Source organism: Pseudolabrys sp. Root1462 (assembly GCF_001426945.1).
GTDB lineage: Bacteria > Pseudomonadota > Alphaproteobacteria > Rhizobiales > Xanthobacteraceae > Pseudolabrys.
The window spans coordinates 547637-572173 of sequence record NZ_LMFS01000003.1 but is presented as its reverse complement, the minus strand read 5'-3'; the positions used below and the strand labels follow the sequence as shown (position 1 = coordinate 572173).

22 protein-coding genes and 1 tRNA gene are annotated in these 24537 nt (G+C 63.6%); 11 read left to right on the top strand and 12 right to left on the bottom strand.

The features are described 5' to 3' along the window. Positions 1–74 precede the first annotated feature (74 nt). The 4 genes from ugpC to ASD45_RS19465 all read left to right on the top strand — a co-directional run bounded on the left by ugpC (position 75) and on the right by ASD45_RS19465 (position 4433). Positions 75–1142, top strand: coding sequence for a sn-glycerol-3-phosphate ABC transporter ATP-binding protein UgpC (gene ugpC / locus ASD45_RS19480; protein ID WP_056913327.1), 1068 nt, complete (start codon positions 75–77; stop codon positions 1140–1142). Between the two features lie 41 nt (positions 1143–1183). Next, positions 1184–2497 (top strand): extracellular solute-binding protein, encoded by a 1314-nt coding sequence (locus ASD45_RS19475; RefSeq protein ID WP_056913326.1) that lies wholly within the window; start codon positions 1184–1186, stop codon positions 2495–2497. Positions 2498–2602: 105 nt separating this feature from the next. Further along, entirely contained in the window at positions 2603–3520 is a 918-nt protein-coding gene (locus ASD45_RS19470) for a sugar ABC transporter permease (RefSeq protein ID WP_200949758.1), read from the top strand. A gap of 67 nt (positions 3521–3587) precedes the next feature. Beyond that, positions 3588–4433: a carbohydrate ABC transporter permease gene (locus ASD45_RS19465; protein WP_244485573.1), complete on the top strand. Its 846-nt coding sequence runs from the start codon at positions 3588–3590 to the stop codon at positions 4431–4433. 26 nt (positions 4434–4459) lie between these two features. On the opposite strand, the gene ASD45_RS19460 is transcribed toward ASD45_RS19465, so the two are convergent. Together ASD45_RS19460 and ASD45_RS19455 are read right to left on the bottom strand one after the other, a co-directional pair. Then, the gene (locus ASD45_RS19460) at positions 4460–5353 is read right to left on the bottom strand and encodes a 3-keto-5-aminohexanoate cleavage protein (protein ID WP_056913323.1); all 894 of its coding nucleotides are present in this window, start codon (positions 5351–5353) and stop codon (positions 4460–4462) included. 84 nt (positions 5354–5437) lie between these two features. Then, a complete protein-coding gene (locus ASD45_RS19455) occupies positions 5438–6403 on the bottom strand; it encodes a tripartite tricarboxylate transporter substrate binding protein (protein WP_056913322.1) in 966 nt (321 codons plus the stop codon). A 130-nt stretch (positions 6404–6533) separates the two neighbouring features. On the opposite strand from ASD45_RS19455, the gene ASD45_RS19450 reads away from it, so the two are divergent. Next, positions 6534–7313: a DNA-binding transcriptional regulator gene (locus ASD45_RS19450; RefSeq protein ID WP_056913321.1), complete on the top strand. Its 780-nt coding sequence runs from the start codon at positions 6534–6536 to the stop codon at positions 7311–7313. A 17-nt stretch (positions 7314–7330) separates the two neighbouring features. Here ASD45_RS19450 and ASD45_RS19445 read toward each other — a convergent pair whose 3' ends face one another. The 3 genes from ASD45_RS19445 to ASD45_RS19435 all read right to left on the bottom strand — a co-directional run bounded on the left by ASD45_RS19445 (position 7331) and on the right by ASD45_RS19435 (position 11321). Beyond that, complete coding sequence (locus ASD45_RS19445; RefSeq protein WP_056913320.1) at positions 7331–8209, bottom strand: isocitrate lyase/PEP mutase family protein; 879 nt, start codon at positions 8207–8209, stop codon at positions 7331–7333. 40 nt (positions 8210–8249) lie between these two features. Continuing rightward, on the bottom strand, positions 8250–10205 hold the full coding sequence (locus ASD45_RS19440) for a TRAP transporter fused permease subunit (protein ID WP_082541042.1): 1956 nt from the start codon (positions 10203–10205) through the stop codon (positions 8250–8252). A gap of 87 nt (positions 10206–10292) precedes the next feature. Continuing rightward, a complete protein-coding gene (locus ASD45_RS19435; RefSeq protein WP_056913318.1) occupies positions 10293–11321 on the bottom strand; it encodes a TAXI family TRAP transporter solute-binding subunit in 1029 nt (342 codons plus the stop codon). 186 nt (positions 11322–11507) lie between these two features. On the opposite strand from ASD45_RS19435, the gene ASD45_RS19430 reads away from it, so the two are divergent. Further along, on the top strand, positions 11508–12293 hold the full coding sequence (locus ASD45_RS19430) for an SDR family oxidoreductase (RefSeq protein WP_056913317.1): 786 nt from the start codon (positions 11508–11510) through the stop codon (positions 12291–12293). A 20-nt stretch (positions 12294–12313) separates the two neighbouring features. Here the strand turns inward: ASD45_RS19430 and ASD45_RS19425 are convergent, their stop codons facing one another. Together ASD45_RS19425 and ASD45_RS19420 are read right to left on the bottom strand one after the other, a co-directional pair. After that, entirely contained in the window at positions 12314–13297 is a 984-nt protein-coding gene (locus tag ASD45_RS19425; RefSeq protein ID WP_056913316.1) for a DUF808 domain-containing protein, read from the bottom strand. Between the two features lie 96 nt (positions 13298–13393). Further along, positions 13394–13483, bottom strand: a tRNA-Ser gene (locus ASD45_RS19420). Between the two features lie 231 nt (positions 13484–13714). On the opposite strand from ASD45_RS19420, the gene mobA reads away from it, so the two are divergent. Next, entirely contained in the window at positions 13715–14353 is a 639-nt protein-coding gene (gene mobA / locus ASD45_RS19415) for a molybdenum cofactor guanylyltransferase MobA (RefSeq protein ID WP_056913315.1), read from the top strand. Here the strand turns inward: mobA and ASD45_RS19410 are convergent. The 4 genes from ASD45_RS19410 to ASD45_RS19395 are packed head-to-tail and all read right to left on the bottom strand — an operon-like array spanning position 14350 to position 18502. Beyond that, on the bottom strand, positions 14350–15300 hold the full coding sequence (locus ASD45_RS19410) for an MBL fold metallo-hydrolase (RefSeq protein ID WP_056913314.1): 951 nt from the start codon (positions 15298–15300) through the stop codon (positions 14350–14352). The two genes, mobA and ASD45_RS19410, sit on opposite strands and share 4 nt — an antisense overlap. Then, positions 15297–16586 carry a gephyrin-like molybdotransferase Glp gene (gene glp / locus ASD45_RS19405; protein ID WP_056913313.1) on the bottom strand — a complete coding sequence of 430 codons (1290 nt, stop codon included), beginning with the start codon at positions 16584–16586 and terminating at the stop codon, positions 15297–15299. The genes ASD45_RS19410 and glp overlap by 4 nt, the downstream gene beginning before the upstream one ends. A gap of 5 nt (positions 16587–16591) precedes the next feature. Further along, the gene (mobB, locus tag ASD45_RS19400) at positions 16592–17374 is read right to left on the bottom strand and encodes a molybdopterin-guanine dinucleotide biosynthesis protein B (protein WP_082541041.1); all 783 of its coding nucleotides are present in this window, start codon (positions 17372–17374) and stop codon (positions 16592–16594) included. Between the two features lie 30 nt (positions 17375–17404). Next, on the bottom strand, positions 17405–18502 hold the full coding sequence (locus ASD45_RS19395; protein WP_056913312.1) for a hypothetical protein: 1098 nt from the start codon (positions 18500–18502) through the stop codon (positions 17405–17407). 102 nt (positions 18503–18604) lie between these two features. On the opposite strand from ASD45_RS19395, the gene ASD45_RS19390 reads away from it, so the two are divergent. Together ASD45_RS19390 and ASD45_RS19385 are read left to right on the top strand one after the other, a co-directional pair. Beyond that, on the top strand, positions 18605–18829 hold the full coding sequence (locus ASD45_RS19390) for a sulfurtransferase TusA family protein (RefSeq protein WP_244485544.1): 225 nt from the start codon (positions 18605–18607) through the stop codon (positions 18827–18829). A 123-nt stretch (positions 18830–18952) separates the two neighbouring features. Continuing rightward, positions 18953–20770: an ATP-binding cassette domain-containing protein gene (locus tag ASD45_RS19385; protein WP_056913310.1), complete on the top strand. Its 1818-nt coding sequence runs from the start codon at positions 18953–18955 to the stop codon at positions 20768–20770. A gap of 37 nt (positions 20771–20807) precedes the next feature. On the opposite strand, the gene ASD45_RS19380 is transcribed toward ASD45_RS19385, so the two are convergent. Beyond that, positions 20808–22034 (bottom strand): FAD-dependent oxidoreductase, encoded by a 1227-nt coding sequence (locus ASD45_RS19380; protein ID WP_056913309.1) that lies wholly within the window; start codon positions 22032–22034, stop codon positions 20808–20810. A gap of 126 nt (positions 22035–22160) precedes the next feature. On the opposite strand from ASD45_RS19380, the gene ASD45_RS19375 reads away from it, so the two are divergent. Beyond that, entirely contained in the window at positions 22161–23114 is a 954-nt protein-coding gene (locus ASD45_RS19375; protein ID WP_056913308.1) for a LysR family transcriptional regulator, read from the top strand. Next, positions 23111–24433 carry an aspartate aminotransferase family protein gene (locus tag ASD45_RS19370; protein ID WP_056913307.1) on the top strand — a complete coding sequence of 441 codons (1323 nt, stop codon included), beginning with the start codon at positions 23111–23113 and terminating at the stop codon, positions 24431–24433. The genes ASD45_RS19375 and ASD45_RS19370 overlap by 4 nt, the downstream gene beginning before the upstream one ends. The last annotated feature ends 104 nt before the right edge of the window (positions 24434–24537 follow it).

Genomic DNA, 24537 nt, shown 5'->3' with positions numbered 1-24537 from the left:
AAGGCCGACCGCGACGATGGGAACAACCCCACTCGCGGTGACGCTGAGAAAAGCGTCGACAGGGAGGGAAGACGATGGCTTCTGTCGCGATCCGCGACGTCCGGAAAGCGTTCGGCACGACCGCCGTGATCCACGGCGTAGACATTTCCATTCTCGACGGTGAATTCGTGGTGCTGGTCGGCCCCTCCGGCTGCGGCAAGTCCACGCTTTTGCGCATGATCGCGGGCCTGGAGAACATCACTGGAGGCGAGATCGCCATCGGCGATCGCGTCGTCAACAACGTGCCGCCGAAAGAGCGCGACATTGCGATGGTGTTCCAGAACTACGCGCTGTATCCGCACATGACCGTGTCGGACAACATGGCGTTCTCCATGAAGCTGCGCGGCGCGCCGAAGGAAGAGATCGACTCGCGCGTCAACCGCGCGGCCGGCATTCTCGGCCTGGAGAATCTGCTCGAGCGCTATCCGCGCCAGCTCTCCGGCGGCCAGCGCCAGCGCGTCGCCATGGGCCGCGCCATCGTCCGCGATCCCCAAGTGTTCCTGTTCGACGAGCCCTTGTCGAATCTCGATGCTAAGCTGCGCGTGCAGATGCGCACCGAGATCAAGGAGCTGCATCAGCGCCTCAAGACCACCACGGTCTACGTCACGCACGACCAGATCGAGGCCATGACCATGGCCGACAAGATCGTCGTCATGCATGACGGCATCGTCGAGCAGATCGGCGCACCGCTCGACCTCTACGACAAGCCGGCCAATGTTTTCGTCGCCGGCTTCATCGGTTCGCCGGCCATGAACTTCCTCAAGGGCAAGGTGCAGGTGAACGGCACTGGGACCTTCATCGGCCCGCAGGGCGTCAAGCTCCCGCTCGCTGACGTGCCGGCCAGCGCCAACGGCGTTGATGCCATTTACGGCATCCGGCCGGAGCACTTCACTTTGGCCGACGACGGCGCCGAAGCCGAGATCATCGTCATCGAGCCGACCGGCTCGGAGACACAGGTTTTCGCCAATCTGGGAGGCGAAGAGGTGGTCGCGGTGTTCCGCGAACGTCATCAGTTCAAGCCGGGCGAAAAGATCCGGCTGAAACCCGACCCGAAGCTCGTGCATCTGTTCGACGCTTCGACAGGCAAGCGCCTGAATTCCTGAAGACTGCTTTTAACAAAACAGAACTTAAAGGGAGAGAAACGATGACTGACTTGACACGCCGTAGTCTGGTCAAGGCCGGCACCGCGCTGGGCGCGGCGGCGGCACTGACCGGCCCCGCCTTGCTCGATTGGGCCAAGGTCTGGGCGCAGAACGCGCAGTGGAAGCCTGAGAAGGGCGCCAAGCTGTCGATGCTGCGCTGGAAATACTTCGTGAAGGAGGAAGACGACGCCTTCGTCAAGCTGATCGACGCCTATAGCAAGGCCACCGGCGTTCCGGTCGAGATCTCCCGCGAATCCTACGAAGACGTGCAGCCGAAGGCATCGGTTGCGGCCAACACCGGCACCGGGCCGGACCTGTTCTGGGGTCTGTACTCGCTGCCGCACCTGTTCCCGCAGAAGTGCCTCGACGTCACCGACGTCGCCGACTATCTCGGCAAGGCGCATGGCGGCTGGGTCGACAGCGCGATCAAGTACGGCAAGAACGGCAACAAGTGGATCGCTATCCCGATCTGCTATTCCGGCGCGCTGATGAACTACCGCCTCGAAGCCTCGAAGAAGGCCGGGTTCTCGAAATTCCCGACCAAGACCGACGAGTTCCTCGAATACGCCAAGGCGATGAAGGCGCAGGGCACGCCCGGCGGTTTCGCGCTCGGCCACGCGTCGGGCGACGGCAACACCTGGATCCACTGGTGCCTGTGGGCGCAGGGCGGCCAGGTCGTCGACAAGGACGACAAGGTCATCATCAACTCGCCGGAGACGGTCAAGGCGCTCGAATACGCCAAGACGCTCTACGGCTACATGATCCCAGGCACCGCGTCTTGGAACGATGCGTCCAACAACAAGGCTTTCCTCGCCAAGGAAATCTTCTGGACGAATAACGGCATCTCGATCTACGTCGCCGCGAAGAACAACGCCAAGGACATCGCGGAAGACATGGATCACGCCTACTTCCCGGTGGGCCCGGTCGGCAAGCCGACCGAACTTCACCTGATGTATCCAATCCTGGCGATGAAATACACGAAGTATCCGCAGGCCTGTAAGTCGCTGATGGCGTTCATGCTCGACGCCAAGAACTTCAACCCGTGGATCGAATCGGCCAAGGGTTATCTGACCCACTGCCTGAACGAGTACGACTCGAATCCGATCTGGACCGCCGATCCGAAGAACACCGTGTTCCGCGACGTCGCCAAGCGTTCGCTGACCGCGGGCGGCCTCGGCTCCGTCGGCGAGAAGGCGGCGACCGCGATCTCTGACTTCGTCGTGCTCGACATGTTCGCCAACTACTGCACCGGCCGCGAAGACGCCAAAGGCGCCATCGCGGGCGCCGAACGCCAGCTCAAGCGCATCTATCGCTAAGCGTCAACGACCGGCGGAGGCGACTTTCCTCCGCCGGTCTTCTTCTTAGTTGGGAGTCCGCCGACTGTGAGCATTGCAGCGCCAACAGCCAAGCCGGCCCGGGAGATCCGCGAGATCACCGCCTGGGACCGTCTCAAGGTCAACAAGAACTGGCTCGGAGCATGGTTCATGCTGCCGGCCGCGGCCTTCCTGATCCTGTTTCTCGCCTATCCGCTCGGCCTCGGCGTCTGGCTGTCCTTCACTGACGCACGGCTCGGCCGCGACGGCGTCTTCGTCGGCGTCGAGAACTACATCTATCTCTGGGAAGATTCCGTCTTCTGGCTCTCCGTGTTCAACACCATTCTCTATACGGGCGTCGCCAGCATCATCAAATTCGCCATCGGGCTTTATCTGGCGCTGCTGCTCAACGAGAATCTGCCGTTCAAGGCCATCATCCGCGCCATCGTGCTGATTCCCTTCATCGTTCCGACGGTGCTGTCGGCGATCGCCTTCTGGTGGCTGTTCGACCCTCAATTCTCGATCATTTCGTGGTCGCTGAAGCAGATGGGGCTCATCACCCAGAACATCGACTTCCTCGGTGACGTCTGGAACGCGCGCTGGTCTGTGATCTTCGCCAATATCTGGCGCGGCGTGCCGTTCGTCGCCATCACACTGCTGGCGGGCCTGCAGACCGTATCGCCGTCGCTCTACGAAGCCGCCACCATCGACGGCGCCTCGACCTGGCAGCGCTTCCGCTTCATCACCTATCCGCTTCTGACACCGATCATCGCGGTGGTCATGACCTTCTCGGTACTGTTCACCTTCACCGACTTCCAGCTCATCTGGGTCATGACGCGCGGCGGCCCGGTGAATGCCACGCATCTGATGGCGACCCTCTCCTATCAGCGCGCAATCATGAGCGGCTATCTCGGCGAAGGCGCCGCGATCTCGACGGCCATGATCCCGTTCCTGCTGGCTGCGATCATGGTGTCGTGGTTCGGGCTGCAGCGCCGCAAGTGGCAACAAGGTGGCGACAATGACTGACGCACTCGCTCAAAAAGCCGGCGATCCGCGCGGCACGCTGGCCGGGACGGCCGACCACAGCGAAGGCATGAGCTACCTGCATAGCCTGCCGCGCCGGCTGGTGACGCTCTATCTGCCGCTGGGGCTCATTCTGGTGGTGCTGCTGTTCCCGTTCTACTGGATGGCGCTGACCTCGGTGAAGCCGGACGCTCAGCTGCTCGACATGGATACCTACAGTCCGTTCTGGACATGGTCGCCGACTCTCAAGCACATCACCAAGCTGCTGTTCGAGACGGAGTATCCGGTCTGGCTGTGGAACACGATGCTGGTGGCGACCTGCGCGACCGCGTTGTCGATCTTCGCCAGCGTGCTCGCCGCCTATGCGCTGGTTCGTCTGCGCTTCAAGGGCTCGACGGTCGCCGGCGGCCTCATCTTTCTTGCCTACCTCGTGCCGCCGTCGATCCTGTTCATCCCGTTGTCGACCGTGGTCTTCCAGTACGGCCTGTTCGACACGCCCTTCGCGCTGATCCTGACCTACCCCACCATCCTCATTCCGTTCTCAACCTGGCTGCTGATGGGCTACTTCAAGACCATCCCGTTCGAGCTTGAGGAATGTGCGCTGATGGATGGCGCCAGCCGCTGGCAGATTCTGGTCAAGATCATCCTGCCGCTGGCGGTGCCGGGCCTGATCTCGGCCTTCATCTTCTGCTTCACCTTGTGCTGGAACGAGTTCATCTACGCGCTGACCTTCATCTCGACCACCAGCTACAAGACGGTGCCGGTGGCGATCGTCACGGCGCTGGTCGATGGCGACGTCTACCGCTGGGGTTCGTTGATGGCCGGCGCCATGATCGGCTCGCTGCCGCTGGTGGTCCTCTACGCCTTCTTCGTCGAGCACTACGTGTCGGCGATGACCGGCGCGGTCAAGGAATAGACCCGGAAACGACAATGGATGCGCGATCAGCGCGCGGCGTTGCTCGCCGGCAGCTTCAGCAAGGCCCGCACTTCCTGCGACGACGCGATGACGCCGCCGAGATCCTCGACGATGCGCCTGGCCTTGACGACCATCGCCGCATTCGAGGGCGCGAGTTCGCCCGCCGACAGATAGACCGCATCTTCGAGGCCGACACGCACGCTGCCGCCGGCGAGATACGACTGCGCCACCATCGGAAATGCCATGCGGCCCGTGCCGAAGCCGGTCCAGATCGCGCCTTCCGGCATCAGGCCGCGCGCATAGAACAACGTCTCCGGCACCGGCTTGAAACCGTATTTGATGCCCATGACGATCGAGCACAACGGCTTCGGCGCCAGCGTGCCTTCCTTGATCAAATCGTTGGCGAACTGGATGTCTCCAGAGTCGAACAGCTCCAGTTCCGGCAGCACGCCGGCCGCCGACATTGCCGCCGCCATCTTGCGCACGCTGTCCGGCGCATTGATGACGACCTCGCCGCCGAACACCATGGTGTTGAGGTCGAGCGTGGCGATGTCGGGTCGGATCGCTGTGATGTGCGCCACGCGTTTCTCGGCCGTGGTCAGCGTCGTCTTGGGTCCCGGCACCAGCGGGTCGTGCGCCGACGGCTGGTAGCGGCCGCCCGGTCCCGTCGTCAGATTGATGATCAGCGCCGGATTGGCGCGCCTGATCTGCGCAACCACGTCTTCATAATATTCCAGCTTCATCGACGGCATCGTGGTCTGCGGGTCGCGGACATGAATGTGCACGATGGCCGCGCCCGCTTCGGCGGCCGACAGCGCCGCTTCCGCGATTTCATTGGGCGTGACCGGCAGATTTGGGTTCTGCGCGCGCGTGGTGTGGTTGCCGGTGACGGCGCAGGTGATGAAGGTCGAGCTTGCCATGACGATGTCCAAAGCCTCTGCAAACAAAAGACGCGGCGGCGATTAACGCCGCCGCGCCAAGAGGAAGATAGCCGAGCTTACGACTTACAGTTCGATGTTGGCATCCTTGATGAGCGGTGCCCATTTCTTGAGTTCGTTGGCGATGAAGGCCTTGAGATCGTCCGGCGAGCCGCCGATGCCATCCATGCCGTTCTGCTGCAGGCTCTTCTTGCCCTGCTCGCTCTTGAGCCAGTCGTTGACGATCTTGTTGACCTTTTCAGTGGCGTCTTTCGGCGTCCCTTTGGGCCCGAGAATGGCGTACCAAGCCGACGCATCGAAGCCCGGCAGACCGACCGAGGTCGCCGTCGGCACGTCAGGCAACTGAAATGACGGCGTCGTCGTGGTCACGGCCAGCGCATTGAGCTTGCCCTCTTTGACCAGCGGCACATAGGTGGTCAGGAAGTCGATGGCGACATCGATGTGGCCGCCCAGCAGGTCGGTCATCAGCGGCGCGGTGCCGCGATAGGGCACGTCCGCGACCTTCACGTTACCGAGTTTCTGCAGGAACACCGTGGTGATGTGGCCGAGGGTGCCTTTGCCCGGATGGCCGATGTTCAGCTTCCCGGGATTGGCCTTGGCGAAATCGAGCAGCTCCTTGACCGTCTTGAAGCCGCCCTGCTTCGCCACGATGATGAGCGGCGACTTCGACACCAGCACCACCGGCGACAGATCTTCCGCCGGGTCGTACTGCATCGACTTGTACATGAGCTTGTTCAGCGCGGCCGGAGCCGGCGTCGAGAACAGGAAGGTGTAGCCGTCGGGTTTCGCCTTGGCGACGTAAGCGCCGCCGATATTGCCGCCGGCGCCGGACCGGTTCTCAACGATCACGGTCTGGCCGAGCTTTTCCTGGAGCGCCAGCGCAATTTCGCGCGCGATGATGTCGGCATTGCCGCCGGCCGGAAACGGCACGACCAGCGAGATGGTGCGGCTTGGCCAGTTGTCCTGCGCCCACGCCGAGCTGCACAACAAGCTCAGGCAGAGAACAGCGCATAGCTGCAAAAATTTCTTCATCGGCTCCTCCCGGGGAATTTTGCTGTTCCGCAGGGCGGAACAGCAGTTTTGTTTACGCTTATTGTTTGCAGCCGCACCGGCTTTTTGCCATAGGTAATCGACCGCATTCCGCACAGTGGAATTTTGGGGCATGCCGCTCAGGACGGATACAGTCGAGTCCGCAGCCCGCACCTTGCGCCTGCTCGAGGAGCTCAACCGCCATCGCGTGGCCTCGCTCGACCAGTTGCACAAGGCGACCTCCCTGCCGAAATCGACGCTGGTCCGCCTGCTCAAGTCGCTTTGCGCCCTGGGCTATGTCGTCAACGACCGCCGCCAGGGCGGCTATGCCGTTACGTCCCGGGTCAAATCGCTGAGTAACGGCTTCCGCGGCGATCCGCTCGTGGTCGAAGCGGCGCGGCCCTGGGCCATCGCCTTCACCCGCCAGCATCAATGGCCGGTGGCGATCGCCGTGCGCGACGGCCTTTCGGTGGCGATCCGCTTCAGCACCATTCCCGACAGCCCGGTCTCGCCGTTTCAGCAGGCGACGGTCAACACGCGATTGAGCCTGCTCGGCCGCGCGCTGGGCCGCGCCTATCTGGCGTTCTGTCCGTCGCGCGAGCGCGCCAGCCTGCTCGACATGCTGGCGCTGTCGCCCGAGCCGGAAGACGTGGCGGCGCGCGATCGCGCCCGCACGCTGGCGATGCTGTCGGGGATCCGCCGCCAGGGCCATGCCGAGCGCGATCCGCTGGTCGAACCGCGCTCGTCCAGCACCATCGCCGTGCCCATCATCGTCGATAACAAGGTGCTGGCGACGGCCGGCATGACGTATTTCAAATCGGCGATCAGGCCTGAGGAAATCGTCGAACGTTACGTGCCGTCGGTGAAGGCGCTCGGCCGCAGCATCGCGACCAGCGTTCAGTCGTTGCGCTGATCGGGCGAACGACTCTGTCAGGTGCCATAGCGACGATTTAGCTCGGCCATTTCACTGAGACCAATGAAATGATTAAATTCGTCGAAGGGTGTCAGCCCCTCTGCAATGGCGTCTGTCGTCTGATCAGCGAGAAAGCGTCGCATCATCTCGCTGACGGCCCGGTGTTCGGTCAGCATCGACTCAACCGGGCACAATGCAAAAACAAAACCCAGTTTCGCCGCCTCCTGCATAGTCAGCACCGGGCTCTTACCGGAGCGCACCATATTGAACAGAATGGGCAGCCCGAGATCACCCAGTCCGCTGCTCAAAGCCTTCATATGGTCGCGACTTTCCGGCGCATCGGCATAAAGCGCGTCGACGCCGGTCGCCGCGTAGGCGCGCAGCCTCTCGATCGCCTTGTCGATCCCTTCGACGGCGATCGCATCGGTGCGGGCGATGACGAAGAACCCGGGATCCCGCCGGGCGTCCAGCATTGCGTGGAGCTTTTGCACCATATCGGCGGTCGGGATCAGTCGCTTCCCAGCAAAGTGGCCGCATTTTTTCGGCGCCTCCTGGTCCTCCAAGTGTAGAGCCGCGGCGCCAGCTTCTTCCCAAAGCTCGATTGTGCGCCGTGCTTCTAGAGGGCCGCCATAACCGGTATCGGCGTCGGCAAATACAGGCAGCGACGTTACCCGACAGATGCGGCGAATAGCTTCGAACATCTCAGTCTGTGTAAGCACCCCGAAGTCTGGTGCGCCGGCGATCACCGCGGAAAGCGCAAAGCCGCTGACATAGAGCGCCTTAGCACCGGCCGCCTCGGCGATGCGTGCCGTCAGCGGGTCATGCGCGCCCATGCAGACGAACGGGCCTTGTTCGAACAATCGACGGAACCGGGCGCCGGGCGTATCGCTCCGCATCGTGGAAACCTCCTGAATTACCGTCAGCGCCTTGCGGGAATTACGCAGCCACGGTGTGGGCTGGGCGACGCATCCACTCCCACGCCAGCAGCAAGGCAAGGCAACCCATGCCGATCGCGCTCGCCGTTATCGACGGCAACAGCGTAACGAAGGCAACGACCAGATAAACCGCCGCGTAAGGCCGCGAAATGGTTCTGAAGAACGCGAACTGCTCGAAGCCGATCGCGAGTGCCACGATGCCCACTAGCACCGACGCGAGCAGGAACAGCCCTTCCAACGTTATGCCATGTACCATGAGGATGGCGGGGTCGTAGATGAAGATAAACGGTACCAGGAAGCCGACGATCGAAAAACGGAGGGCCTGCCACGCCGTCTTCATCGTGTCCGATTTCGCGATCGAAGCCGCGGCGAAAACGCCGACCATGACCGGCGGGCTGATGGCGCTCATCACCGCGAGATAGAAGATGAACATATGCGCGACGATTAATTCGACGCCGAGATGCACCATCAGGGGCACCACGGTCACCGCGACCAGGACATAGTCGCCAACCGTCACCATGCCAGTTCCAAGCAGTAGGCAGATCAGCGCCGTCATGACGATCATGATGTGCAAATTGTTCCCGGACACCATCTCGATCAAATAGGACAGCCGGTCACCAAGTCCCGTCATCGTCAGAACGCCGACGATCATCCCGGCGGTCGCCAGCGATCCGACAAGCGGAATGCAGGTTGCGGCACCTTCGCGGAGCCCGCGCATGGAATTGGCGAGGAAGTTGCGCCGCGTCTCCGGGAAGACCATGCACACGGCGAAGAAGAACAGGATCGATACCGATACCGCGTAACTCGTCGAGTACCGCATATAGAGAAGCACGACCAATGCGACGATCGGTATGAAGAACGGCAGCGCTTCAAACGTCGCGCGCCCGAGCGGCGGGATTTCCTTGGGATCGAGCGCGCCGATGTTCAGCTTGATCGAGGCCAGGTGCACCTGCATGAAAATGCAGAAGTAGAACAGGATGCAGGGGATCACGGTCAGCGCCATGATTTGGATCATGGGATAGCCGGTGATTTCACTCATAAGAAACGCCGTCGCTCCGAGAATTGGTGGCGTTATCTGGCTGCCAAGCGAAGCGGTCGCCTCGATGCCGGCGGCCATCTCCGGTTTGTAGCCAACGCGCTTCATCATCGGGATGGTAATGACACCCGTGGTGACAATATTGGTCACCGACGAGCCCGACATCATGCCCATCATCGCGCTGGCCAGGATCGCGATCTTTGCTGAGCCGCCGCGGAAGCGGCCGGCGATGGCAATCGTGAAGTTCATAAACTTTTGCGCGCCGCCGCTGGCTTCGAGGAAGGCGGCAAAGAACACGAAAAGGCCGATGAAAGTCGCACCGATCGACAGCGGCTCGCCGAATAGGCCATCCGTGGTAAACACTTGGCTCCACAGCAGCCGGTCAACCGTCATGCCAGCCTGGCCGAGAAGACTCGGCAAGTAATTGCCGAACAGCGCGTATACTATGGCGCCGATCGCCACATAGTTCATCGCGCTGGTCGGCGTCCGCCGGGTCATCTCCATCGCCGCAAGCAGCAGGACAACACAGCCGGTTTTCTCGAGCGGCGTCAGCGTGAAGACCAGCGCGAAACGCAGCCAATCATAAGCTACCCATGCCGCGGCAACGCACCCGGCGACGAGCAATAAATTTAAAGCCCACTCACCAGCCGACCCTGGCTTAAAAATTCCCGACGGCAACAGGAACGCCGTCAGAGCCATGACAATCAGCAGATAGGTGGACATGAACACGATCGCCGGCGGCCCGCCGAACAGCCCCGCGTAGATCGGGTAAACGAATAGCGCTAGAGATAGCGTGGCCGTTATCAAACGCCAAACCGGACCTCGCGTACTCGGATCTACCGTCGTCGGGCCAACATGAGGCACGACGCCTGCGATCTCATCATCGTGTTTCGTGCCGAGTTGCCCATCAATCGCCGACATTCCAGCCACCACAGTTTGTGAGTTTTCGCATGGCGCCAGACGCCGGTCCGTCAGTGTGGGCGGCGCCTCAACCGGTTCTTCAGTCGCCTATCCCTTAGGCAGGAGGCTCGCATACTTTTCCCAATTGGGGACATTCTGTTCCTTGTAATAGGCGAGCGCGCCGGGATGCGGCGGGATCGGTACGCGCTTCAGCGCGTCCTTTAAGTTGACGTGCTTATAGACGGCGCTGGATTCCTGAAGCACCGTGACATGCTCCCAGACGGCGCGCGTCATTGCGTACACCAAATCGTTGGGGAGCTTGCCGGAGAGGAACATAAACTCGGGGGAGACGAAGGCGAGCCCAGGCGCTGGTACGTTCATGTCCGGGTACTTGTCCTTGAGCGACCATTCGGCGGGCCCAGCCCATTCGATTTCCTGTTTGATCTTCGGCAGCGATTCTTCCGTCGGCTGAAGAAGTGTGACCTTCCTCGCGCCGGTCAGTTCAAGGATCGCGCCGGAATAATCGCGCACATATGACAGGGCGTCGATGTTGCCGTCCTGCAGCTGCTGGATAGCCTTCGACGTATCCATGTAGCGGACCTTCAGCGAGTTCATCGGAACGCCGTTTGCCTCGAAAACGATCTTCGAGAGGATGTAGTTTGATGTGCCTTCCGGGGCGAGCGCGACGGTCGCGCCTTTCAATTGCGAAATCTTCGTGAAGCCAGTCTCGCCGCGAGCGAAGAGGTTGAGCGGAATTTCGTTGTGCGAGAACCAGAACTTCAAATCGATCCCGCCTGCCGGAAACGGCGGCTTGCCGGCAATGGCGTTTTGGATGATGAGTGGCGTACCGACGCCGCCGATCATCGTGCCATCATGAACATGCATGGCACTTTCGGCGTCGTAGCCCGGCGAAACGCCGCCGCTTGCGCGAACGCCCTGGACGTTGTCCGTGATGACCTTGCCGACAGCGGAAGCGAAGATGCGCGAATTGCCGGTGGCCGAGCCGCCGCCTATCACAAGATCGTATTTCCAGGCCGGATTGCCGAGCTTGTTCTGGCCCCACGCGGGGACGCCGGAAGCGGCGAGAGCGAGCGAGGGCAGCGCAACGCCAAGAAACCTGCGTTTCGTGATGGTCATGTCTTCCTCCCTTGGAACGATTCCCGCCGCGATTCCGCTGTTCGGGATAAATTACGCATAAACCATAGGGCCGCCCTTTTCATCGGTCAATCCTACCGTCATACAATATGCAAGATGGCGGAGCCGCGCCGGGCGCATGGGTCAGCACTCGGCGTATAAAGTCAGCCAATAGAAAGGACGACGATCATGAACTACGGGTTGGCCGGCAAGTCGGCGATTGTGACCGGCGCAAGTCGCGGCCTCGGGGCAGCGATCGCGGAAGCCTTGGCGCGAGAAGGCATGCGGCTTTTCCTCGTCGCCCGCGACAAGACCAAGCTCGATCAGGTCGCCGCCGAGCTGTCCGGCCGCTACAAGGTCGAGGTCACTGTCCACGCCGCCGATCTGTCGTCCACCGAAGCGCTGGAAAAGGCCGCGCAGGCGGCGCTGGCGACGCTCGATACGATCGACGCTCTCGTCAATTGCGCCGGCGCGGCCAAGCGCGGCGACTTCTTCCAGCTTTCCGAGGACGACTGGGCGAGCGGCTTCGCGCTGAAGTTCTTCGGCACGGTGCGGCTCAGCAAGGCGATCTGGCCAGCGCTCAGGAAAAGCCACGGCTCGATCATCAACATTGCTGGTCTCGGCGCGCGCATGCCCGCCGCGGATTTCACGATCGGCGGTTCGATCAACTCGGCCTTGCTGAACTTCACCAAGGCACTGTCCGAAATCGGCGTCCGCGATGGCGTCAGGGTCAACGCGATCAATCCCGGTTACTTCATGACGGATCGCATCACGCAGTCATTGCGCTCGGAATCCGAGCGCACCGGCAAGCCAGCCGACGAGGCGGCGCAGGCGCTGCTGACCAGACTGGGCGTGACGCGGTTCGGTAAGCCGGAAGAAGTCGGCAATCTGGTTGCCTTCATGGTGTCGGAGCAGGCGAGCTATCTCAACGGCGCCGCCATCGAACTCGATAGTGGCGTGCGCCGCGACATTTGATAGCGGGTGATGCCGCAACTTCAGCGCGCCAGACGCTTGATCCGCTTCCAGGCCGGTGAAACGACAAACTCGACCACCGGCAGCAGGACACCGCCAATCGCAAGACCGATGACGCCGGAGATTGCTGCGATCGTCGTCCATTCCAGGACAGGACCGAGCGCCGGCACCAGACTTGCGACAGCCCGCGCCGCGCTTTCGACGGCATGTTGGATCTGCGACGGACCATAGACTTCGAGGCCGTGCAGCACGATGCCGCCGCCAACCCAGATCATTGCGGCGGTGCCGACGGCACTGAGCAACTTCAGCAGAATCGGCATCCCGAGCACGAGCGCACGTCCCAAGGCCCGGCTGATCCGGCCTGTCACCGAAGGCTGTTCGTTGCGTGCTAGCGCGAGGCCGACGTCATCGGCCTTCACGATCAACGCGACGACGCCATACACCGCGGCGGTGATGCCGATTGCCACCACCGCCAGCACCAGTGCCTGCGTCACAACGCTGCCAGCCGGAATGGCAGCCAGTGTGATCGCCATGATTTCCGCCGAGAGGATGAAGTCGGTCTTGATCGCGCTCGCGACCTTTTCGTCCTCGAACGTTTTCGGACTGAGGGCCACCGATTCAGTTCGCGCCTCATGCTCGTGCGCACGGTCCGGCAGCACAGCCTCGACGACCTTCTCAGTGCCCTCGTAACAAAGATACGCGCCGCCAAGCATCAGGATCGGCGTGATGATCCATGGCAGGAAATAGCTCAGCAGCAGTGCGGCCGGCAGGAGAATGAGGATCTTGTTGCGCAGCGACCCAACTGCAATCTTGCCGACGATGGGCAGTTCGCGCTTGGCGGCAAAACCGATGACGTAGCCAGGCGTCACCGCCGTGTCATCGATGACGACGCCGGCGGCCTTGACGCCGGCTTTGGCCGCCTGCCCCGCGACATCGTCGAGCGAGGCTGCGGCCACTTTGGCGAGCGCCGCAACATCGTCAAGCAGCGCGATCAATCCAATGCTCACGGCTTACCCTTTCTTCAAAGAGGTGTTCGCGCGGTCAGCGCCCGCAGCGTCGTGAGCAAGGCGTGAAGACAAAAGCTGTGGCGGACATCCGGCGGCTGGCGGAGAGAGAGGGATTCGAACCCTCGTTACGGTTTCCCGTAAACACGCTTTCCAAGCGTGCGCCTTCAGCCACTCGGCCACCTCTCCAAACCAGAACGTCCTGACGGGGCTCCTCGGCCTCGTCAAGCACGCCTTCGGCGCGCCGGTTCCTGACAGCCGCCGCAGCGCTTGGCAAGCGGCAAGACAGGCGTTCCGGCGCCCGCTAACCTGCATATTCCTGCTTTGATTGCAATGGCTTGTCGCGATAGAGAATCCCGCATCGTCCCGCGAGGCGAGATTCGCGCCTCGGACAGCGCAGCGGAATGATAGACAGCCTCCATGAGCGACTTCCCCCACCCCCCGACTTTCGGCCTGGTGCTCGCCGGCGGCCTCGCCCGCCGCATGGGCGGCGGCGACAAGGCCCTCATCAAGATCGGCCGTTCGACCATCCTCGACCGGGTGCTGGCAACCTTGTCCGGCCAGTGCATCGACATCGTCATCAATGCCAATGGCGATCCGGCGCGCTTCGCCGACACCGGCTGCGTGGTGGTTCCGGACAGCCTGCCGGATTTCCCGGGTCCGCTCGCCGGCATTCTCGCCGGGCTCGATTGGCTCGCGGCACAGGACAACGGCATCGAATGGCTGCTCAGTGCGCCGGGCGATTGTCCATTCCTTCCGGACGACCTGGTCGAGCGTCTGCATGAGGCGCGCCGCCGGATGGGTGCCGGCATGCCGCTGGCTTGCGCACGGTCCGGCGAGTGGCGGCACCCCGTCGTCGGCTTGTGGCCGCTGGCGCTGCGCGCGGATCTGCGCAAGGCGGTCACCGAAGAGGGTGTGCGCGGCGTCGAGGTCTTCACCGCGCGCCATGGCATCGCCATCGCCGATTGGCCCGATCAGCCGGTCGATCCGTTCTTCAACGTCAATACGTCCGACGATGTCGCCAAAGCCCAGGCCATCGCCGCCGCACACATGCTCTAGATGTGAACTGCATCGCCGAAGGCCGGCACGCGCACGTCGAGATCGCTGCCCGACAAGGCGGCGTTCAATGTCTCCAGCGGTTCGTGATAGCCATCGTCGGCGAGGTGAAACACTCCGTAATGGATTGGCAGCGTGACGCGCGATTGCAAAATGCTTGCCGCCTCGACGGCCTGATGCGCATCCATGTGCACGATGGACATGAACCAGCGCGGCAGATAGGCGCCGATCGGCAACAGCGACACGTCCGGCGAGCCGAAACGCTCGCGAATGGCGGCGAAATGTTCGCCGAATGCCGTGTCGCCGGCGAAATAGATGGTGCCTGCCGGCGTCTCGATGACGAAGCCGCCCCACAGACTCTTGTTCTGGTCGAACAGCCCGCGCGCCGAACCGTGCTCGGCCGGCACGTAGGTCGTGGTTACACCGCCGCCCAGCGCTTCGCTGTGCCACCAGTCGAGCTCGCGAACATTCCTGCATGGCGTGATGGCGCCGACATTGAGGCCGGTGATGAGCCGCGGCCCGTCGCGCTGCTCCAGCCAGGCTAGCGTCGCGCGGTCGAGATGGTCGTAATGACAATGGCTGAGCAGCACGACGTCGATCGGCGGCAGATCGTCGAGCGCCAGCGGCGGCGGGCAGCGGCGCTTCGCGCCGAGCCAACGCGTCGGGCCCGCGCGTTCCGACCACATCGGATCGGTCAAGATGTTCAAGCCCGCGGTCTGCAGCAGCACCGTCGCGTGTCCCATCGGCGTGATGCGGATGCCATCGGTGACGCGCGTCACCGGTTTCTCGGCCTGCCGGTGCGGAATTTGCTCGGGCCACGGCGCCGGATCATGCGTGCGCAGCAGGCGCCAGACATCGCCGCGCGTCACAGCCCTGCCGCTCTTGTTGACGAAGCGGCCGTCAATACGACGCGCGTGTGCGAAGGGGTGGTCGGGCGGCGAGACCTTCATCCCATCAGCGCCGCGAAAGAGAGAAAGCCGGCACGGTCGCCGGGCGCGACTGAGGCGACGTCTTCGGGAAATTCGAGCAAGCCGTCGGTCTCCGTCAATGATGTGAGAATACCAGTGCCGTCCTGGGGATGTTTCACAGCTTCGATCTCGCCGTCGGCCCCGCGCCGCAAGGCGACCCGGACATATTCGCGTCGGCCCTTCTTTTTCATATAGGTGAAGGCCGCGCGCACCGGGAGGGGCGTCAGGCTCTGCGGCCGTGCGCCGGAAAGGCGCAGCAGCAGCGGTTTGACCACGCGGACGAATGTCACGAACACCGCAACCGGATTACCAGGCAGTCCGCAAAACGCGGCGCCGGCATGGGCCGCGTAATCCTTGCGCGGCGCGGCGCGGATCACCCCCATCGCCACCGGCCGGCCGGGCTTGATGGCGACGCGCCAGAACACCAGACTGCCAATCTTCTCCACCGCCGCCCGGACGTGATCGGCTTCCCCGGCCGACACGCCACCCGACGTGATGACGAGATCGTGCCACGCGGCGGCTTTGGCCAGCGCCCGCGCCAGTTCGGACGGCTCGTCAGCCAGAATGCCGAGATCAGTGACGACCGTGCCGAGTTGCTCGAACAGCGCGGACAGCAAATAGCGATTGGAATCGAAGATCGTCGCGCCGGCGCGTTGCGTGCCGGGTTCGACGACTTCGTCGCCGGTCGAAAAGATAGCGACCTTCAGCCGACGCCGCACTTCGACCTCGGTGATGCCGAGCGCCGCCAGGAGCGCGATGTGCCGGGCCTCGAGCACGGTACCGGCGGGCAAAACAACGCGGCCGGCGGGTACATCCTCGCCGGCCAGCCGGCGGTTGGCGCCAGGCGCCAGCCCTTTCGGCACTGTCACCGCATCGCCCGCCAGCGTCACGTCTTCCTGCATGTAGACGGTGTCGGCACCGGCCGGCATCGCCGCACCGGTAAAGATGCGGATTGCCTGCTTCGGCCCCAGTGCGATGTCGGCGCGCGCGCCGGCGGTGAGCCGGCCGCTGACGGCGAGCGTGGTGTCGCCGTCCGCATCGAGATCGGCGTGGCGCACCGCATAGCCATCGACCGCCGAATTGTCGAACGGCGGCAGATCGAGCGGTGCCTTGATATCGCCGGTCGTGACGCGGCCGCGTGCACCTCGCAACGCCACGCGTTCGGTCTCAGGGACCGGCGCAACGCGTGTCGCAATCAGTTGCTCCATCTCGGCCAGCGTCAGCAGGGGCCCCGAGAACGCGAAACAGTCGTCGCTCAGTTGCGCCATCGGCCCTAACCAGCCATCGCCCGCGCGACCTCGCGGATCGTCGCGGCATGCCGGAGCAGCAGATCGGCGATCGCTTCGACATCGTTGAGATCGATGACCGGGACCTTGGCCTGCGGCAGAGCAACGTCCGCGGCCACAGCGACGATATAAGGATCGTCCGGCTGGATCAGCGGCTTGCCGTTTTCGGCGCGGTGGATTTCGATTTTCGGAAAGGCGTCGCGTTTGAAACCTTCGACCAGCACCAGGTCGACCGGCGACATTTTCTCGACCAGGTCGAGCAGATTCCATTCTTCTTCGTCACGCAGTTCATGAAGGATCGCCCAGCGGCTGGCCGAGGAAACGATGACCTCGGTCGCGCCGGCTTCGCGGTGCCGGAAGCTGTCCTTGCCTGGGCGGTCGAGGTCGAAGCCGTGATGGGCGTGCTTGAGGGTCGAGACGCGAAGGCCGCGCAACTTGAGGACAGGAACGAGTTTGGTGATCAGCGTCGTCTTGCCGGAGCCGCTCCACCCGGCAAGACCGATGATGCGCATGGTCGACTTGTCGGCCCACTCGGCGGCATCCTCCGCCGTCGCATCGCCGTGCTTGCTCGCGGCATCGCCGGCTGTGCCATAGAGGTCGGGCCGCAGGATCGATCGGTCGATACCGGTCGCCGCCTCGACCGCAACAACGCGGCCCGCCGGAATGCGCGTCCAGTTCGAAACCGACGGCTGCGAGATGCCGACGCGGCGTGCCAGTTCGGTGACGCCGCCGACGGCGCGGATTGCTTCCTGAAGACCCCGGTTGACCATTCCCGAATGTGCCCGGCTAAGCGTAAGCGTTCAAGGCCACGGCCGGACCTGCACGGTAGCGCCTTCGTCGTAGCCGTCGCATTCGGCCGGAATCAGGATCCAGCCGTCGGACCGCGTCAGCGCCGACAATGGCAGGTATTTCGACGCCAAAGGCTCGACCGAATTCTGGATGCGGCGCACGGGGACGATTTCGCAGAGCCCGACGGTGGATGACAGCTTTCGTGACAGCGTGAGCGGCTCGGACAATTGTCTCTCGCCGCCGGGAATACCGGCCAGCCGGTCCTGAATGCGGCGTCCCACCATCAACCACACGGCCAGCGCCGCATCGAGGCGGCCCGGCAGCAGCAGTAGCGGCCGCGAACCGGCAAAGCCGAGCGCCGCGGTTTCGCCGGGCGCAATCGCCATGCCGTGCACGGCGAGTTCGCTGTCCCTCGCCATCGTGTGCACGCAAGTGTCGTTGCGGCCCGAGCCGGTGCCGCCGATGACGACAATCGCATCGGCCGTTTCCGAGGCCAGCACGGTGCCGAGATCGCGCCCCGGCTCGTCGAGCTTGGCGGCGCCGCCGCGCCGTTCGACGTCTTGGGCCAGGAGCCGCGCCGCCGCGGCGATGATGGTCGAGCCGCGCAGCGGCAAAACGCGAATGCGCGGTTCGCGCACCGCGATGCGCGACACGCCGGCGGCGGCGAAGGCGGCCAGATCCATCATGCGCATGCGCTCGCCGGCGCGCCGCAACGGGATCAGTGGATCGCTGTCGCCGCCGGGCTGCAACACGCCGTCGCCGGGATTGATGGTGGCCAGCGCCTCGGCCAATCCGTTCGCGGACTTCACGGCATGAAAAGGCGCGACACTGTCGGCGTCGGGCGGCAAGGGCTGTCCGGCTTCGATGCGCTGCGGCGGATGAACGAGCGGCAGTGGATTATGAGCGGCTGCACCGAGCGTGGCGTCGGAGGCCAGCGCCCAGCCGTCGATCAGCGCCAGCGGCGCTGTCGGCCGTGGCGCGGCCATGGCATCGACGGCGAGCGCGCGGCCCGCCGCCGCCGCGACGTCCAGCGTGCGCGGCGTCACCGCCTTGACGCGCAGATCGACCATCGCGAGGACATCGGAAAGCGGCGTGAGCCGCGAAATCATCTGTATTGTCTCGGACGCCGCCGCCATAATCCGCCCTTGACCGCTTCAGGCCTGATGGGTTCTCAGTCTAGCGCAGCATTGTCGCCGACAGGAGCTTTGGCGTTGACGGAAAAGACCATGGACATGCGGGGCCTCAAATGCCCGTTGCCCACGCTCCTGGTAAAGAAGGCGCTGACCGCGCTGGCGCCCGGCGACCTGATCATCGCCGAATGCACCGACCCGATGGCGGCCATCGACATTCCCCATGCGGTCCGCGAGAGCGGGGACATCCTGGAAGCCAGAGATCTTGGCACCGACCTTCTCACCTTCCGGATTCGCAAGAAGTAGCCATTGCGGGCGAGGGAATCCGAAGCTCCTTAAGTAGCTGCAGATAAATGAGAAACAACCGCTGCCTTGCTGAAGACGCCGATGGTTTTGACCTTGGCGCTTTCCGCCTGTAGGCGAAGGGCCATGGCGCCACCTCCCCTGCTGCAACTCACCGGTATCAAATTGACTTTCGGCGGTACGCCGCTGCTGAGCGGGGCCGACCTGTCGGTTTCCACGGGCGAACGCGTGTCGCTGGTCGGGCGTAATGGCTCCGGCAAGTCGACCTTGCTCAAGATCGCCGCCGGCCTGGTCGAGCCCGATGCCGGCACGGTGTTCGTGCAGCCGGGCGCCTTGGTCCGCTACCTGTCGCAGGAACCGAATTTCGGCGGCCACGCCACCACGCTCTCTTATGTCGAAGCCGGACTGAAGCCGACCGACGACCACTACATTGCCCGTCAGTTGCTCGAAGAGCTCGGGATGACCGGCGAGGAAGACCCGTCGCACCTGTCCGGCGGCGAGGCGCGGCGCGTGTCGCTGGCGCATGCTCTCGCGGCGGATCCCGACATTCTGCTGCTCGACGAGCCGACCAACCATCTCGATCTCACCACCATTGAATGGCTGGAAAAGGATCTAGCGGCGCGGCGCACTGCGCTGGTCATCATCAGCCATGACCGTCGCTTCCTTTCCAACCTGACGCGCACCACGGTGTGGCTCGATCGCGGCACCACGCGCCGGCTCGACAAGGGCTTTGCCTTCTTCGAGGAATGGCGCGACCAAGTGCTGGCGGAGGAGGAGCGCGACCAGCACAAGCTCGATCGCAAGATCGTCGCGGAAGAGCACTGGATGCGATACGGCGTCACCGCCCGGCGCAAGCGCAACATGCGCCGGGTCGGCGAACTCGCGGCCCTGCGCGAGCAGCGCCGCAGCTATCGAGGTGCGGCGGGCGCCGCCGCCATCACCGCAGGCGCGGCGCAGCAATCCGGCGCGCTGGTAATCGAAGCCAAGAACATCTTCAAAAGCTATGGCGATCGCCCCATCGTCAGCGACTTCTCGCTGCGCGTCGCCCGCGGCGACCGCATTGGCATCGTCGGGCCCAATGGCACCGGCAAGACCACGCTGATCAATTTGCTGATCGGCGCCGACCAGCCCGATTCCGGGACGGTGAAGCTTGGCGCCAATCTCGCAGTCGCCACGCTCAATCAGCACCGCGACAGTCTCAATGCCGAGACCACCGTCGCTGATGCGCTGACCGGCGGCGCCGGCGAGACGGTGATGGTCAACGGTCAAGCCAAGCACGTTATCAGCTACATGAAGGACTTTCTGTTTTCGCCTGAGCAGGCGCGAACTCCGCTCGGCAAACTATCGGGCGGCGAGCGCGGCCGGCTGATGCTGGCGCAGGCGCTGGCCAAGCCGTCGAACCTGCTGGTGCTCGACGAGCCGACCAACGATCTCGACATGGAAACGCTCGACGTGCTCGAGGAAACGATCAGCGAATATCCGGGCACGGTGCTGCTGATCAGCCATGACCGCGATTTTCTCGATCGTCTCGTTTCCGGTGTGATCGTGCCGGAAGGCGATGGCCGCTGGACTGAATATGCCGGCGGCTACTCCGACATGCTCAAGCAGCGCGGTGAGGATCTGTCGCGCGCCGCGGCAAGGGAAGTGCCGAAAGCCGAGACGGCCAAGACCGCGAAGCCGGTCGCCGAAAAGCCCGCGCCGAAGCAGAAGCTGACCTTCAAGCACAAGCACGCGCTCGAGACCTTGCCCAAGACCATTGAAGGCCTGCAGGCCAAGGCGGCCGAACTCCAGGACAAGCTCAACGATCCGCAACTCTATGTCCGCGACCGCGCGGCCTTCGACAAGATCAGCAAGGATCTCGGCGAAACCCAGCGCAAACTCGCGGCCGCGGAAGATCAGTGGCTCGAGCTCGAAATGATGCGCGAGGAACTGGCCGGCGAGTGAGTTGCTTCGCTCTCCCCTGGAGGGGAGAGGGCACAGGTTAAAGGAATCGCCTCACATCAAACGGCGCGGGCGGACAGGACGGCGGTTTGCGGTCGATGAGATCGACGGTCAGTCGCGCGCTGCCGCAGGCCAGCGTCCAGCCGAGCATGCCCTGGCCGGTGTTGAGAAAGAGCCCGTCGAGCGGTGACGGTCCGATGATCGGCCGGCTGTCCGGCGTCATCGGCCGCAAACCAGCCCACGGTTCGACATCCCCAGACGCCTGAAGTCCGAAGATGGCTGCCGCCGCGCTCTTCAACTGCGCGATGCGTGCCGCAACTGGCATCGTGTCGTAACCCTGGAAATCGGCAAAGCCGGCGACCCGCGTGGCGCCGCCGAGCGGCGCATAGACGATCTTGTGGCTGTAATCGGTGACGCTGTGCGTCAACGCCGAGGCGCCCTCGTCGGCGATCGTGATCGAATGGCCCTTCACCGGATAGATCGGCAAATCGAAGCCGCACGATCTGGCGAAAGCGCGCGCGCCGGAACCGAGCGACAGCACGAACAGGTCAGCCTCGACAATGCCGTTGTCGGTTTCGATGCCAGTCACCCGGCGGTCCTTCACCACCGGCCGGCCGATCGCGGTGTTCATGCGCAGTTCGACGCGATTGGATTGCCCAAGCCGCGCAAACAACTGGTCGCAAAACGCGCCGCAATCGCCAACCTGTTCCGACGCCGTATAAATGCCCCCGGCAAATTCATCGGGCCTGAGCACCAGTGCCGGTTCCAACGCCAGGCACTGCTGCGGCGTCAGCACTTGCACCGGTCCGTCGTCCTCGGGCCTTGCAGCATCGAGATCGGATTGTTTGCGGAACAGCACCAGCTTGCCCGCGGTGCGCAGCCCGAAATCGAGCGGCACCTGGCCGAGCAGGCGTTCCAGTTCCAGCCGGCTGAGTTCGGCGAGGGCCAGTTGCGCCGCCGTGGTGCGCGTCACTTCGGCGCTCGTGCAGGCCTTGAGGAAGCGCAGGCCCCAACCAATCAACTCGCGATCGAGCGAGACCTTGATCGCGTTCTCGCCGGGGAACAGCAGCCCGGGCAGCTGCGCCAGCATCTTCGGCGAGGCCATCGGCGCGACGTAACGATAGGACAACTGGGCACCGTTGGCGCGGCTCGCCGCCGCGGCCGGCCCGGCGGCGCGGTCGATCAGTACGACCTCGTGGCCCGCCTCCGCCAGCCACCATGCCGAGGTCAGGCCGACCACCCCCGCGCCCAGAACGCCGATTTTCATCGCAAACACAGCCCTTCGTTGCCCGCACCTTACGCCGCAGCGTCTTTCCGCCTCATGCAAAATTTGCATGATAAGATGAAGCGCGGGCGACTATCGTGAGCAGGCAAAGGGGTAACGCGTCACGCCATGGATTTCCGGTGGCTGCAGGATTTTTTGAGTCTGGCCGAGGTGAGCAACTTCACCGAGGCAGCGGCCACCCGTCACTCATCGCAGCCGGCCTTCAGCCGCCGCATCCAGCAACTTGAATCCTGGCTCGGCGTCGAACTGATCGACCGCTCCTGCTATCCGACCAAGCTGACGCCGGCTGGCGAACGCTTCCGCCGCACCGCCGCCGACATCATCCAGCAGATGGTCGACGCCCGCGCCGTCGTTCACGGCGAACCGGCGCTCGGCCATGAAGTCATCACCTTCGCGCTGCCGCACTCACTCGCCATCTCGCGCTTTCCCGAATGGTGGAAGACTTGGCACGACGTGACCGGCGCCTCCGGCTGCCGGCTGCTCGCCAGCAACGTGCATGACGCGGTGACGGCGCACGTCGCCGGCGCCGCCGACGTGCTGTTGGTGTTCCACCACGCACAGCAGCCGATCTTCCTCGATCCCGATCATTACGAGCGTGTCGCTATCGCCAGCGAATGGTTCCGCCCCTATGTCGCGGTCAAGCGCGGCGAGCCGGCCTTCAAACTGCCGGGTACGGCGAAACATCCGTTTCCGCTGATCAACTACTCGCCCAACACTTTCATGGGCCGCATGGTCGATCTGATCATGCAGTCGGCCCCTCACCCGGTGCATGCCTTCAAGGCCTGCGAGTCCGATCTTGCCAGCGCCATCCATAATCTCATCGTGGCAGGTCACGGCATCGGCTGGCTGCCGGAATCGGCCGCCGCCGAAGCGGTGGCGGACGGCAAGATCAAGCCGGCTGGCGATAATCGCTGGTCGGTGCCGTTCACGATCTTCGCCTTCTGCGACCGCTCGCGCAGCGGCCCGGCCGTGCAGCGCCTGATGGCGCACTTGCGCAAATCACCCGTTGTTTTCATTGCCGACAAGAAACCGGCGGCGCTCGCCTCAGGATCGCGATCATGACCCATCTAATGCACCGCCAGATCGGCAAGGATTATCCGATCGCCGTGCGCGGTGAAGGCGTCCACATCTACGACTCGACCGGCAAGCAGTATATCGACGCCTCCGGCGGCGCCGCTGTGTCCTGTCTCGGTCACGGCCACAAGGACGTCATCGACGCCATGAAGGCGCAGCTCGACAAACTCGAGTTCGCGCACACTAGCTTCTTCACGACCCCGGCGCTCGAGGACCTTGCCGATGACCTCGCCGCCCATGCGCCGCCCGGCCTGACCCATACATTCTTCGTCAGCGGGGGTTCAGAAGCCATCGAAGCCGCCATCAAGATGGCGCGGCAGGTGGCCGTCGAGCGCGGCGAGCCGCAGCGCCGGCATTTAATATCGCGGCGACAGAGCTATCACGGCATCACTTTCGGCGCGCTGGCGATCGGCGGGCGGGCGTCGGCGCGGCGCGACTTCTCGCCGCTGCTGATCGAAACGCATCACGTTTCACCCGTCTACGAATATCGCGATCGCCGCGCCAACGAGACGCCGGAAGCCTATGGCGAAAGGCTGGCGCAGGAACTGGAAGCCAAGATCGACGAACTCGGCGGCGACAATGTGCTTGCCTTCATTGCCGAGACCGTGGTCGGCGCCACGCTCGGCGCGGTACCGGCGGTGCCGGGCTATTTCAAACGCGTGCGCCAGATCTGCGACAAGCATGGCGTGCTGCTCATCCTCGACGAGGTGATGTGCGGCATGGGCCGCACCGGCACGCTGCACGCCTGCGAGCAGGAAGGCATCGCGCCGGACCTGATGGCGATTGCCAAGGGTCTCGGCGGCGGCTTCATGCCGATCGGCGCGCTGATGATGAGCGGAAAGATCTTCGACACCATCGCCAGAGGTTCGGGAGCCTTCCAGCACAGCCATACCTACACCGGCCACCCGCTGGCCTGCGCCGCGGCGCTGGCGGTGCAGCGCATTATCAGGCGCGACAATTTGCTCGCCAATGTACAGGCCCAGGGGGCGTATCTTTCGAGGCGGCTGCAGGAGCGCTTCGGCAACCATCCTTTTGTCGGAGACGTCCGCGGGCGCGGCATGTTCCAAGGCATCGAGATCGTCGCCGATCGCGGCACCAAGGAACCGTTCGACCCGGCACGCAAGCTGCATGCGAAGATCAAGCAGGAAGCGATGGCCCGCGGCCTCATGGTTTATCCGATGGGCGGGACCATGGACGGCAAGCGCGGCGATCACGTGCTGATGGCACCGCCATTCATCAGCGATAGCGATACGATCGATCAAATCGTCGAAAGATTGGGCGAAGCGGTCGACGCCGCGATCGGCTGATGACATCGAAAAGAGAATTACGCATTGCGGTCGACGACCGTATTGCGTGACAATGCGGGCTCAATGCGCGCACAGGTAAAACTGAACCAGGTTGGAGGGATTTA